Origin of the sequence: Mariniphaga anaerophila (assembly GCF_900129025.1) — a bacterium.
GTDB lineage: Bacteria > Bacteroidota > Bacteroidia > Bacteroidales > Prolixibacteraceae > Mariniphaga > Mariniphaga anaerophila.
This window is the reverse complement of record NZ_FQUM01000002.1, coordinates 669,690-683,957: the sequence shown is the minus strand read 5'-3', so window position 1 is coordinate 683,957 and position 14,268 is coordinate 669,690. Positions and strand designations below refer to the sequence as shown.

9 protein-coding genes and 1 CRISPR repeat array are annotated in these 14,268 nt (G+C 38.7%); all 9 genes read left to right on the top strand.

Annotated features, from left to right (window positions below; genetic code table 11):
* Positions 1-8 precede the first annotated feature (8 nt).
* The 9 genes from BUB08_RS05905 to cas2 all read left to right on the top strand — a co-directional run bounded on the left by BUB08_RS05905 (position 9) and on the right by cas2 (position 9,010).
* Positions 9-656, top strand: coding sequence for a hypothetical protein (locus BUB08_RS05905; protein ID WP_072999761.1), 648 nt, complete (start codon positions 9-11; stop codon positions 654-656).
* A gap of 214 nt (positions 657-870) precedes the next feature.
* On the top strand, positions 871-1,629 hold the full coding sequence (gene cas5p, locus BUB08_RS05900) for a type I-PGING CRISPR-associated protein Cas5p (RefSeq protein ID WP_072999759.1): 759 nt from the start codon (positions 871-873) through the stop codon (positions 1,627-1,629).
* Positions 1,626-3,143, top strand: a complete 1,518-nt coding sequence (cas8c, locus tag BUB08_RS05895; RefSeq protein ID WP_072999757.1) for a type I-PGING CRISPR-associated protein Cas8c/Csp2 — start codon at positions 1,626-1,628, stop codon at positions 3,141-3,143. Before cas5p ends, cas8c begins: the two co-directional genes overlap by 4 nt.
* Before the next feature lie 27 nt (positions 3,144-3,170).
* Positions 3,171-4,154, top strand: a complete 984-nt coding sequence (cas7p, locus tag BUB08_RS05890) for a type I-PGING CRISPR-associated protein Cas7/Csp1 (RefSeq protein ID WP_072999755.1) — start codon at positions 3,171-3,173, stop codon at positions 4,152-4,154.
* A 16-nt stretch (positions 4,155-4,170) separates the two neighbouring features.
* Complete coding sequence (cas3, locus tag BUB08_RS05885; protein WP_217651566.1) at positions 4,171-6,402, top strand: CRISPR-associated helicase Cas3'; 2,232 nt, start codon at positions 4,171-4,173, stop codon at positions 6,400-6,402.
* 144 nt (positions 6,403-6,546) lie between these two features.
* Positions 6,547-7,131, top strand: coding sequence for a plasmid pRiA4b ORF-3 family protein (locus tag BUB08_RS05880; protein WP_072999752.1), 585 nt, complete (start codon positions 6,547-6,549; stop codon positions 7,129-7,131).
* Positions 7,132-7,170: 39 nt separating this feature from the next.
* Positions 7,171-7,674, top strand: a complete 504-nt coding sequence (cas4, locus tag BUB08_RS05875; protein WP_072999751.1) for a CRISPR-associated protein Cas4 — start codon at positions 7,171-7,173, stop codon at positions 7,672-7,674.
* A gap of 68 nt (positions 7,675-7,742) precedes the next feature.
* On the top strand, positions 7,743-8,747 hold the full coding sequence (gene cas1b / locus BUB08_RS05870; protein ID WP_072999749.1) for a type I-B CRISPR-associated endonuclease Cas1b: 1,005 nt from the start codon (positions 7,743-7,745) through the stop codon (positions 8,745-8,747).
* Positions 8,747-9,010, top strand: a complete 264-nt coding sequence (gene cas2 / locus BUB08_RS05865) for a CRISPR-associated endonuclease Cas2 (protein ID WP_072999748.1) — start codon at positions 8,747-8,749, stop codon at positions 9,008-9,010. Before cas1b ends, cas2 begins: the two co-directional genes overlap by 1 nt.
* A gap of 225 nt (positions 9,011-9,235) precedes the next feature.
* Positions 9,236-14,116: a CRISPR direct-repeat array (repeat unit 30 nt; unit sequence CTATTAATCGCACCATACTGGAATTGAAAT).
* Positions 14,117-14,268 lie beyond the last annotated feature (152 nt).

Here is a 14,268-nt window from a genome sequence, read left to right as displayed (position 1 = left end):
TTAATGTTATGAACCTTTCTCAAAGTAACCGAAAGCACATGGTAGAAGCTACCCTGGCTTTCCTGAACGAAAACGCGGCCAAGTGGCAAAGCATTGCCAAAATTGGCGAAGTGGTGAACAAGCTAAACGATGTTAACCTGGCTATTGACGCCGCAGCAGGCGAACAGTTGGAGGCAAAGGTTTATGTGGGCGCAATTAAAGTTGCGCTAAAACGCACCATTTGCGAAAAAGCCGACATTGTAAACGACATTGTGGAGGTGTTTGCCATAATGAACGGCGACAAAAAACTGGCTCAAACCATGGCCGACAGCGCTTCTGACCTGTTTAAACTGAAAAACAGCGATATGTTGCGCCGGGTAAAACAGATTATCGATGTGGCCATACAAAACCAGACTCCGCTGGTTGATGAGTATGGGCTGACAGCCGAGCAAATTACCGGACTACAGGCCGACTACGACCATTTTCTGGAAATTAACGGGCAGCCGCGCGAGTACCAAATTAAATCGAGCGTGGCTACGCTCTCACTCGAAGAGCTGTTTACCGAAGCCAGTAACCTGTTGGCAAATCAGCTCGACAACCTGTTGAAGATTTTTAAACGTCGCGACCCCACCTTTTACAATGGCTACATAAAAGCACGAATGGTGGTCGATTATTAATTGGTATCAATATCCATAATCCCCGGCGGTTTTACGAATGCTCCGCCGGGGGTATTGGAAATAGAAGGAAACTTTTAACGATAAAACATGAAGCATACGCACAAAACAATTGATTACGAATGGCTAACGAAACCAACCGGCGACCCGTTTGCCGATGCAGGAGGTTATGTCATTCAATATCTTTCAGTGAAGGGAAAATATAAATAGATAATATATGCAAAATTTAGATTTATCAATTCTGGAGAAAGTACCGGAACAAAATTTAAAAGTAATTCTGGAAATCGAGCCATTGGCACCGCTCTCTATGGTGAGTGAGCTGCCGGGATCGTTTTATAAGTCTTTAAAAAGTCCTAGTAAAAAAATGATTTGCGGACTTTTTGAGAATGTATTGGGGTGGCATATCGACATTGTCGACAGGAAACTTATCCAAAAAGACTTAATCAAAATTCGTCAAAAAGGAGTTAAAGGGGGAGATGCCAAGAAAATTATAAAAAAGAACATTGAGAGTTTTCAAACTGGCTCAACCTATATCCCATTGTTATATGAGTATTTTGAAATAGAATTGCCTTTTATTCCATCACAACTGGCTCATTATGATGATTTATGGAGTAGAGCTTTTCGTAGGTCTGATTCACATCGCCATACTTTTGGCACAAGATATATGGATACTGATTTCATCGAAAAGTGGAATCTGATAAAAGCCAAGGTTGCTTCGGATACTAAAAGAAAGTCAACGGAAAAGAATACTTTACTTGACAAGTTATTTAAAAGATATATGGGGTATTTCCCAATGTATTACAGCACACCAACCAGAAGAGAATACACTCAATATGATGGAAATTTCCAGATAAAGCTTTCGATGGATGAAAGTCTGTTTGCACAGTTAACAAATAAACTTGTAAAAGAAAACATAGGTTATCTAGGAAGCAATGAAGGATGGGTACATTTAACGATTAAAGAATTTACTGTATGAATCATCCATTTATAAGATACGGGCAAGCAATAGTATGCGAAGATAACAATCTGTCAAAGGTTGATGAAATTACTAATGTCCACATAAAGCAAACACTGGAGGCTTGTATGGAGAAGTTTAGATGCATTCCGTCCGAAACGTTTGAAGAAAAAGAAAATATCAAGTTTAGCTATACAAATGAAGATTCTGTATCAGGAATAAAAAACAAACCTGATTTTGGAATTTATCTATCGCCACATGTCATAACTTCTGATGGGGCTGCAGCTACTACTTGGAAATATGCCAAAGAAGTTTGTGCGTTATTGGGAAAAGGAAAGAATAAAACTTTTGGGGCATTAAATGCCACCACCCCGATGGCGGGTGATTATATGAAGTTTACTGAAACAGGCGGGACAACAAAGGCAAATGCCGGTTTAAATTTGGTAGAAATAGCTTTCTCCCTTATTTCAGTAATGACATCCAACAAACCGTCAATTTATTTTTGGGATAACAGTTCTAACTTTTGTTTAATTCCAGACTTGTCAGAAAATAATGAGATAGTAGATTTTATACAGTTCTTTAAACGGATGTATTTAACTAAAGAAAAAGATTTTTTTATTGGTAAAGTTCTGCCACCTGAAAAAGGAAAGAGAAAAACTTACAAACCCAATAGGCCTAATTTATATGCAGGAAATTTCCCAAATGCGCCTAAAAGTTTTGCATTAGGAAGCGTAGCCCTGCTGGGAGCAATAGGTGAGTTTACAAAAGAATCCGAATACTCGGAACAGGCTAAAAGAGTTTTAGAAAGCCTCAAAAACGCTACGATGTATCAAATTGAAAGTGGAGGAGCTAAACCCTTTTTCTATAATCATTATGTTGTCGATTTGGCTAAACAGGGGAAACTAAAAACAATTGTTGATAGTCTATATTACTCAACATTATATAATCAGGGAAAAAGATTTGGGAAAGATGTTGAATACCAAAAATTCGATTTGTTTACAAGTCGTTTCCTCCAATTATTTAATCATGCCGCTTTTAAGGATTTCCTTGCATTCAGGGCAGAGTATCCTAAAGAAGTAACACTATTGTTTAACACATACTTTATTAAAATGGAAAAAATTGATCCACAAATTGTATCGTCAGCAAGGTCTTTAGGCAAATGGCTCAATAAGGTTGCCTATTTTGCTGCTAAAGCTGAAATAGAAGCAGGTTCCTCTAACTACTGGGAAAAACTGCGAGGAGTAAAATCAAAAGTCTTGGTAGAATTGGAAAGTTCTACTTTCTCATCAAAATCAGGAGATGCACTAATTGCCCAAGCCATTACAAGGGCTGGACGCTTGTCGGGTATGGATGCCCCGGAAGCTGCAGCTCTTTTCATGGAGAAAACGGCAAGTGGTGAACTGCCACTTGAGAACGCTAAAAACCTTCTGATTGCTTTTTCTCGATTGACAAATAAAACAGAGAAGCAAGAAACTCCAGAAGAGTTAAAAGGAGAGGATGATGAAATGGAATTACCAGACCAAAGTGAAATTTAAATTATAAATCAACTAAAAATAAAAACAATGGAAATTAAAGGAATTTTAGTAACAGCACTTGCCCCGTTTGAAAACCATATAGCCAACGGAGGCGAAAAATTATTGGGAAATGCATCTTCAATTAAAAGGCGACCGGATGGACGGGTTTATATTTCAGGACAAATGCAGCGTCATGTCCTTTTCTCGGCAATGGATCGTATTAATTCTGCTGATTCAGCAAAAGGAGAAACGTTTGTCTCAAATGGAGATGGTATCAGCAATTTAATTGAAAAAGATTTACGAGCAGATATGGGTGGATTTATGCACCCTTCAAAAGGCGATTATTCAGGAAGAAGAACTGCCCCGTTATCGGTAACCCCGGCAGTCGCCATGAAAGAAAGTGAAGTTGGTAGAGATTTATTGATTAGAATCCAGAATAATGTCAAAGGAGATAAAGTTTATTCGGATGGTTATATAATCCGTGATGAAGAAACAACAAAAGATGCAGCAGACTCAGACGGACAAAAACAGGCATTAGCTACTAAAGAATATAGTGAATGCGACCTTATGCATATGAATTTCTTTTTAGATATTAGTGCCTTGAGTATCTCCAAAGCATTCAAGTATGAAAGGAGCTTCAATCTTGGGACGAAGTATTTTAAACATGCAGAAGATACTGAACGGAAACGTCGCGCACGGCTTTATCTGGAAGCAACCAAATCGATGAACGATTATGCAAGCCAAGCCCGCAATGCAGTTAGTGGCGAACCGCAAAAAGTTTTGATCGTTTTCGATACCGTTTTGAGTCGCAAAGCAAGTCGGTATTTTGTTGTAGGAGAACAAGAGCAACAAAATATTTTAGATGAATTGAATGCACGAAAAGCAAAATATTTCATTGGCGATGATACAACAGTCGAAAGTGTTCATAAAGCTTATAAAGCCGCCTTGGAATTCTTAGCTTCAAATACATTGTACGATCCTTCAAATGATGCGGAGGTAGTAACTTTTGAACAAGCATTTGGTCGTGACTGATTATAAGTACCCCATATTGGCAAAACCTTCCGGCATTACCCTTGAACAACATACTCAAGGTGTAATGTCGGAAGGGAAATTGTTGCTAGAACAAACTCCTTTTGTCGTTCAGAAGTATAAGCAACGCATAGGTAAAAATTTATTTAACCGTTTAAAAGTGGTATGCGAATATCATGATGTCGGGAAAAAAGCAGAACCTTGGCAATCTGCTTGTCAGAAAGATTATGAGGCTTTTCTTGAATGGCAATCGCAACATGGTGGCTCATTTAAAGAATATGCAATTAAGGAAGATTCAGGGAAGCATATTCGTAAAGCAAACTTTAGACATGAATTGCATTCGTTACATATGGTAAAAAAGGCAAAGCTTCCATTAGCCCTTCTGGCTGCTATTGCTGCGCATCATAGAAAACTAGGATTTAATTTCAGGGAGCGTTGGGCAAATCAAAAGATGTCTGATTTCTGGAAGGTATTTGAAACAGAGAGTAACCGGATAATTGAAAAATATTCGTTAGAGATTAGCGCAAAAAATCATTACGAATTTGCCGGACCAAGAGGGTTGTTGCAATTGGTTGACCATCGTGTAAGCGCAAAAGAAGAAAAAGAAGAAGTTCCGGAATTTACAAAGTTCAGTTATAAATTTCCTTGGAATGAAAAAACAGGAGTTCAGAAGTTAGTTGATAAATATTGGAGAGATAATTTATTGTTGGTTCGTGCACCAACCGGTGCTGGAAAAACAGATGCCTCCTTATTATGGGCATCTTTACAGATAGCAAATAAAAGGGCAGACAGGTTAATAATTGCTATGCCTACCCGTTTTACTTCAAACGCTTTGGCAATTAATGTTGCGGAAAGCTTATCCGACACAGGGCTTTACCACTCAAGCGCATGGTTCAACAAATTTCAGGAACAAATAGAAGATGGTACGATTGAAAAAAAGAAAGCAGATAAACTTCACGAGTTTGCCCGGCTACTTCAAACTCCGATTACAGTTTGTACTATCGACCATCTTTTAATGGCATTGACATTAACCAGAGAAGACCATCATTTGATTGCATTCAATATGGCTAACTCCTGTCTGGTTATTGACGAAGCCGATTTTTACGATGATTTTACACAGGCAAACATTTTGGTGTTGCTTGAAATTCTGAAATACTGGAATGTTCCGGTTTTATTAATGAGTGCATCACTACCCGAATCCGTTTTGCCTTCGTATCAAAAAATCGGCTATAAAGTCAATCAAATAGTGGAGGACACATCGGATAATCTACGAAACAGGTTTGAAATAAAAGCAATTCAGAACTATACAGAACTTTCGGAAATAGAAAACTTACTTGAAAAGTGTGTCGAAAAAAGAACAGCTATAATCTATGCAAACACCGTTGATAAAGCTGTGTTGTTTTACGATTGGTTTGAGAAACGAAATGCAAATCCAATTCTTTATCACAGTCGCTTTACCGAGCCGGACAAAAAAGACAAAGAAGATGAACTGATTAATGCTCTAGGAAAAAAAGCGTGGAAAAAAGGGAGTGCAAAAGGTATAGCCATATTAACGCAAATCGGAGAAATGAGTATCAACATAAGCGCTGACTTAATGATTTCGGAACTTTGTCCTATTGACCGTCTAACTCAACGTACAGGCCGGTTATGCCGTTTCGATAAGTCAAAAATTGGCGAATTGTATGTGTTGATTCCTCAAAAAAATGATTTGGTTTATCCGGCTCCTTATGGTGAATATGATAAAAAGGCAAAAGCATGGGTTCCATGCGAGGTTTTTACAAAGACAGCAAAAATGCTTGAAACAACATTCTATAATGCGAATAAGCTTGTGGAAATGCTCAATCAAGTTTATGCTGCTGAGACATCATTTTCATCCAGAGCTATTTCTAATGCAAAAGATTTAAAAGAGTATTTTCAATATAACTGGCTCATTAATCCCATGCAAAAACCAGCGACAGATGATATCGATACTAATTTTTGGAAAAGCAGAAATATTGCGCCACAAGACACGGTATTTGTAAAAGAACCGGAATCGCTTCATTTCTACAATTATCTTGATTTTCAAAGCTGGAAGCTAAAATATTCATTGGAATTGCCAATTTATTTGATTGAGAAAGGCAAAAAACAACATAAAATCGATATTAAACATATTACGATAAAAGATGAACAAGAACCTATTTTTGTAATACGTAAAAATTTTTATAATAATACAATGGGTGTAACATTTGTTGAAGAAAACCAATTAATGTGATTTTTCTTCACGCCAACAGGTCTAACGACGCTGTCGGGTGACAGAAAAGAAGCTACAACCTGTCAACGTCCGCAGGACTTGACAGCGTTAAACAGATAAGGAACCGAACTATTTCGAAAGAATTTTAAATAAAAACCAACAACAATGACATTTCAATTTAAGATTCAACTAAAAGGCATTACAAAACCTCCTGTGTGGCGGCGAGTTACCATTCCCCGGGGGTACTCGTTTTTCGATTTCCATGTTGTTATTCAGATTGCTTTTGGCTGGCTGAACGAACATATGTTTCAGTTTTCGCCGCAGGGTTACGGCACCTATCCGCAGATAAAACTAAAATTCGATGATGACTTCGACGATAGGGGCTTCCTATATAGTGGAGAAATTCTGGATGCCGAAGAACTAAAGGTTGAAAAAATTTTCGATAGCGAAGGGCAAAAGTTCACCTACATCTACGATTTTGGAGACAGTTGGCTACACACCATTGTTCTCGAAAAAATCAGCCCGGAGCGAACCATGTATCCCCGGATTCTGGCAGGAAAAGGGCAATGCCCACCGGAAGACTGCGGGGGCGCCTGGGGGTATGAAGACTTGAAAGAAGTTTTGGCAAATCCTAAATCGGATGACTACCAAAGCGTAAAGGAATGGCTTGGCCAGGAAGAGTGGGATGCCAAAAGCTTTAACATCGAAGAAAGCCGCCAACTTTTAACTGAAGTTTTTTTAAAACAATAATCTGTTAGTCCGTTCAAAAAATAATAACCTGTATTGATTATGGAAGTCACCGGCACCCACTTCAACTATTACCTCATTTGCCAACGAAAGCTTTGGCTGTTTGCCAGCGGCATTAACATGGAACACACGTCGGAGGCGGTATATGAGGGAAAACTTATTCACGAAACCAGTTATAAACAACGCAGTGAGCGCTTTAAAGAAATTTCCACGGGAGGAATTAAAATTGATTGGTTCGACACGAAGCAGAATGTGGTACACGAAATAAAAAAATCAGACAAACGCGAAGAGGCACACATCTGGCAGGTTAAATACTACCTCTATGTACTGGAACAAAACGGAATTAATGCCAGCGGGCTGCTTGAATATCCGCGGCTTCGCAAAAAAGAAGAGGTGCTGTTGACTACTCCTGACCGGGAGTATATTAAAGAAGCAACAAAAAAGATAGAACAGATAATAGCCCGGGAACAAGCTCCCGAAAAGATTAAAATAAGCCGCTGCCGGGGATGTTCCTACTTCGATTTCTGCTATTCCGGTGAACTGTAAAAACTAAATCAGGCACGATACAACTCGAAAATTCAGCATCCTTCAACCATAAAAAACGCCAAACAATTATGAAACGCACTTATTACCTGTTTAATCCGGGCCGTTTGCAACGCCGCGACAATACGCTGAAATTTACGCCCTACGACGAAGAAGGGAACGAACAAAAGCCGCGCTTCCTCCCTGTTGAAAATGTTGGAGAGCTATACTGCTTTGGAAATCTTGATGCCAATTCGGCGTTATACAATTTCCTGGGTCAGCAGCAAATTCCCATTCATTTTTTTGATTATTACGAAAACTACACGGGGTCGTTTATGCCGCGGGAGGCTTTGCTTTCGGGAAAAGTGTTGTTGGCTCAAACCGATTTTTATAAAAACACGAAAAAACGACTGAATATTGCACAGCAAATTCTAACCGGAGCTGCATTCAATATGTTGAAAAATCTGCGCTATTACGATAATCGCGGAAAAGATTTAGCGGAAATTATTGAAGCCATAGAAAAACTCTCCGAAAAAATTCAGTTGACCACAGCTATTGACGAGTTAATGGGAATAGAAGGCAATATACGGCGTTATTACTACGATGCATTTAACCTGATTTTAAATCATTTTGAAATGGGAGGCCGCAGCTATCGTCCTCCGCTAAACGAGGTAAATGCGCTTATTTCTTTTGGCAATATGATGTGTTACAGCCAGTGTTTGCGAGCCATTCACCAAACACAGCTCAACCCGCTTATTTCGTTTTTACACCAGCCGGGGGAGCGCCGTTTTTCGTTGTCGCTCGATTTGGCCGAAGTGTTTAAACCGCTGTTGGTTGACCGTGTTATTTTTAAAGTAATCAACAAAAAAGAGATTCAGCCCCACGACTTCGAAACAGGCATCAACTCGGTTACTCTTACACCCAACGGAAAAAAGAAATTTGTGCAGGCGTTTGAAAACCGGCTTAGCGAAACCATTAAGCACCGTACTCTAAATCGCAACGTCAGCTATAAACACCTGATAAAACTGGAATGCTACAAATTGGTTAAGCACATTTTACAGATAGAAGATTACAAACCATTTAAAGTGTATTGGTGATGTACATTATTGCGGTTTACGATGTAGGGCAAAAACGAGTGGGCAAAATGTTAAAACTTTGCCGCCAGTACCTCAACTGGATTCAAAACTCAGTGTTTGAAGGAGAAATTAGCGAGGTAAAACTTGAAGAATTAAAAATACGGGCCAAAGAGATTATGGATGAAGAAACCGATAGTTTTATCCTGTTCAGAACCCGGCAGGAAAAATGGCTCGAGAAAGAAGTTGTGGGCAAAGAGCGCAGCAGTATCGACAATTTTTTATAATACAGGTTGTCGACCCCCAAATAAACGGAGAGGCTTTGTTCAACTACTTTCCGGCTTGCCCAACACCAGTTCTTTGACATACTGAATAACAATATTTTATGACAGGTTGTCGAAACCTCGGCTTTTTTACAGCATCACCCATCGACAACTTATCAGACAAAAAAGAAGAATATTTTAGTTTCTATACTATTTATAATCAGCTCTTTTTTTTTATAATTTTGACGGCTATTAATCGCACCATACTGGAATTGAAATTTTTTTTACTTGTTTTTAGTTTGTGAAAAAAGTTGCTATTAATCGCACCATACTGGAATTGAAATCGTTTGGCAAACTCCTGAATGGCTTTGCCTACGGACTATTAATCGCACCATACTGGAATTGAAATCGCGGCAGGTATACCACATATGAATGATTCGTGTTAACTATTAATCGCACCATACTGGAATTGAAATCTAGAGAAAAAACATACAACTTTGCAAATAGCTCTTCTATTAATCGCACCATACTGGAATTGAAATGACTTAGTACGTCGAATCTTACGGAAAAACCGCGCTCTATTAATCGCACCATACTGGAATTGAAATTAGGTGAGCTATTATTCAATGCCGTTAATCAAGTCCTATTAATCGCACCATACTGGAATTGAAATTAATGTATATTGATGGATTTAAGCTGTCGTTTTTGTCTATTAATCGCACCATACTGGAATTGAAATTTGTCTATAATGTTTTGGTCAGCCATCATCGGATTTCCCTATTAATCGCACCATACTGGAATTGAAATATAAAATTTACCGGATTTATGCTGAATAAATAATGACTATTAATCGCACCATACTGGAATTGAAATGGATATAGTTAACATCATAGGTGATAGATTGTATCTATTAATCGCACCATACTGGAATTGAAATGCATGTTTGGATGGTACCATATTACGCCGCCTTCGGCTATTAATCGCACCATACTGGAATTGAAATCCTAAAACAGACTGGCTATCAAACACATATTGATTACTATTAATCGCACCATACTGGAATTGAAATCAGGTATTTCAAAGCCAGTCGCTGGTTCAGATGGCTATTAATCGCACCATACTGGAATTGAAATATAAATAAACTTCCTGACAGTGTTGCACGTGCAATCTATTAATCGCACCATACTGGAATTGAAATGGATTATCGAAGAAATTATCAAGCCCGGTTGAAGTACTATTAATCGCACCATACTGGAATTGAAATCTGTCCGTTAGGCTTCATTCGCCCTCCTCCGGCGCTATTAATCGCACCATACTGGAATTGAAATTTTTGAAGAAATGGAGAGAGGGTTTGAACTGACATCTATTAATCGCACCATACTGGAATTGAAATAAGCAATCTGCAAAAAGCACAATCTGCAAATAAAAGCTATTAATCGCACCATACTGGAATTGAAATAACGATTTTAATATTGAAGGTCAGGCGGGGTATTTACTATTAATCGCACCATACTGGAATTGAAATAGAAAGAGGAGGAAGGATATTTGACGAAGTAAAAGACTATTAATCGCACCATACTGGAATTGAAATCGGCCACCTGTTCGATGCCGGAACAAAAGAAAGACTATTAATCGCACCATACTGGAATTGAAATACATTAAACGATTTCTAATGTCAGGGGGTAAGAGCTATTAATCGCACCATACTGGAATTGAAATTTGTCTGCCTTCCTTTTTCCAGGTCAAAACCGGACCCTATTAATCGCACCATACTGGAATTGAAATACGAGCAACAGGGCATTATCCCATTTTTGCTTGTTGCTATTAATCGCACCATACTGGAATTGAAATAGGCGTGCATATGATACTTGTAATTTAGCTACTTCTATTAATCGCACCATACTGGAATTGAAATTAATGTAGATTGATGGATTTAAGCTGTCGTTTTTGCTATTAATCGCACCATACTGGAATTGAAATTTTGTGATTTCATCAAATGACATTCTTCCATTTACTATTAATCGCACCATACTGGAATTGAAATGGCAAAGAGCGACATCGTCTTTATTAATCCGGCAACTATTAATCGCACCATACTGGAATTGAAATACGGTCGCGAGCTGCTTCGATTATCGTTAGTATAAGCTATTAATCGCACCATACTGGAATTGAAATTACTCCCTCATATCGCCAGTACTTGACAAGCAATGCCTATTAATCGCACCATACTGGAATTGAAATGTCAATATTTTGCTGATAGAGTGGACAGGTATTACTATTAATCGCACCATACTGGAATTGAAATGTTTAATAGCATCAAGTGTTGTCATGAGTTCACCAGCTATTAATCGCACCATACTGGAATTGAAATCTTTTTTAGTTGTCATAGATTTTGCCATTACACACCACTATTAATCGCACCATACTGGAATTGAAATTACGTTTGATTATTCTCTCTTACCACATCGGTTTCAACTATTAATCGCACCATACTGGAATTGAAATTGGGAACAATCGGCAAAAAATACATTAGGGATAACAGTCTATTAATCGCACCATACTGGAATTGAAATTCCCAAATCTGGTCTTTATTCAAACGAATGATTTCTATTAATCGCACCATACTGGAATTGAAATCGTAGTACTACTGCCAGAGCTAGCAGAACCCGGAGGACTATTAATCGCACCATACTGGAATTGAAATATGGCTGGTTTTGCCAGAAAATAAACGGGTAACCGTCTATTAATCGCACCATACTGGAATTGAAATGCGCTTTTAGCTATCGATGTTGCAATGCTTCTCATTCTATTAATCGCACCATACTGGAATTGAAATTTCCTCTCCCTCGTCACATACAAATGTCGTAAGTCCTCTATTAATCGCACCATACTGGAATTGAAATATCGTCTGAAAGGTCTTGCCCTGTCCTGGATCATCCGCTATTAATCGCACCATACTGGAATTGAAATTTTAGTAAGCTTACAGACAAGCAGGCAAAGGCGACTATTAATCGCACCATACTGGAATTGAAATAGATATCCACCGTGGTCGGTAAACATTACTATACGCTCTATTAATCGCACCATACTGGAATTGAAATCGGGCGCACAGGCGCTGGAAATTGTGAACGCCCTCACTCTATTAATCGCACCATACTGGAATTGAAATCGGGCGCACAGGCGCTGGAAATTGTGAACGCCCTCACTCTATTAATCGCACCATACTGGAATTGAAATTCGGTGCCTGTCAGCGGGTCGAGTGTCGACGCCAGCTATTAATCGCACCATACTGGAATTGAAATAACAGACTACCCTGATGAATTGGGGGTAAATAATTATACTATTAATCGCACCATACTGGAATTGAAATCACGAATGACACTTGTATTCAATCTCCTGCAATTCGACTATTAATCGCACCATACTGGAATTGAAATCTCAGCGCCTCTATTTCTTGCATAGCTACGAAAACTATTAATCGCACCATACTGGAATTGAAATGAACAAACAAGGCATTAAATTATCGCTTCACGGAAAGCTATTAATCGCACCATACTGGAATTGAAATCGATTGGTGCAGGAGATTAAGAACGGCGGAATAAATCTATTAATCGCACCATACTGGAATTGAAATACATAAAAATACAATTCAAATCAAAACGGTTCATACTATTAATCGCACCATACTGGAATTGAAATTGGGCGGAGAGTTCAAACTCCCCTGGGATAATCCCTATTAATCGCACCATACTGGAATTGAAATCTGGATGAGCTGTACTCGAAGCGCCGATTTCGCGACTATTAATCGCACCATACTGGAATTGAAATACCTGACCTGCTTTGATGAAATTTCGCTCTTGGTCTATTAATCGCACCATACTGGAATTGAAATTCAAAATTCGTCTCGTTTGGCGTGTCCGTTTCGAACTATTAATCGCACCATACTGGAATTGAAATAGATATACCACATCTTTAAGGAAGATGATAATACCTATTAATCGCACCATACTGGAATTGAAATCGTTTAGTCATTTTAAGATTTAATACATCCCATACTATTAATCGCACCATACTGGAATTGAAATTATCAAGCTCTGTTACCTTGTCGCTATCTTCATAGTCTATTAATCGCACCATACTGGAATTGAAATGCAGTATCGGGGGCGTGACATTTTCAAGTTGGAACTATTAATCGCACCATACTGGAATTGAAATGCAAGCATGGATAGAAAGCAACAACGGAGGAGCGCACTATTAATCGCACCATACTGGAATTGAAATATAGTTCCAGAACATCTACAATAAACAGCATTTGCCCTATTAATCGCACCATACTGGAATTGAAATAAAGCAGCAACGATACGACCAGATGAATTGCAAGCCTATTAATCGCACCATACTGGAATTGAAATCTCGATTGAGGTACGTCGGAGATTAAGGGGGTTATTCTATTAATCGCACCATACTGGAATTGAAATAAATCAATGACAACGGAATGTGTTTGGACGTCACACTATTAATCGCACCATACTGGAATTGAAATTCGCCAACGACCTTACTAGCCATTTCGCCCGTTTCTATTAATCGCACCATACTGGAATTGAAATATTTTTTTTAAACTTACATTTATAACGCTCACACTTCCTATTAATCGCACCATACTGGAATTGAAATACTGTTGTGGCTAATCCGCAGTCGGATGCACAAACTATTAATCGCACCATACTGGAATTGAAATATTTGTCTCCACTCTCCGCAATATGAAATCAGCGGCTATTAATCGCACCATACTGGAATTGAAATTAGTTTTGTTTTTATCGGGTGGGCTTACTTAGAATTCTATTAATCGCACCATAGTGGAATTGAAATATGCAGTTTAATGACATTGTCTTTAACCCGGCAATAGCTATTAATCGCACCATAGTGGAATTGAAATCGCAGCCGCATAAGCAACTATCACAATTCTTTCAAGCTATTAATCGCACCATACTGGAATTGAAATAAACCAGCTGTACCAGGTTGGCGGCTCAATTTTACTATTAATCGCACCATAGTGGAATTGAAATTTCGTCGATAGTTTTCCAACGGCTGGCAATTTTACTATTAATCGCACCATAGTGGAATTGAAATCTCTCTCCCCTCTGCTCCATGCTCTCCGCCCGATGCTATAAACCTCACCATACCGTGTAATATGCTCATACCGTTCTCCTGTTTCCTGTTTCCTGTCTCCAGTTTCCTGTCTCCAGTTTCCAGCCTCCCCTAACTACTCACCTCCTCCAATT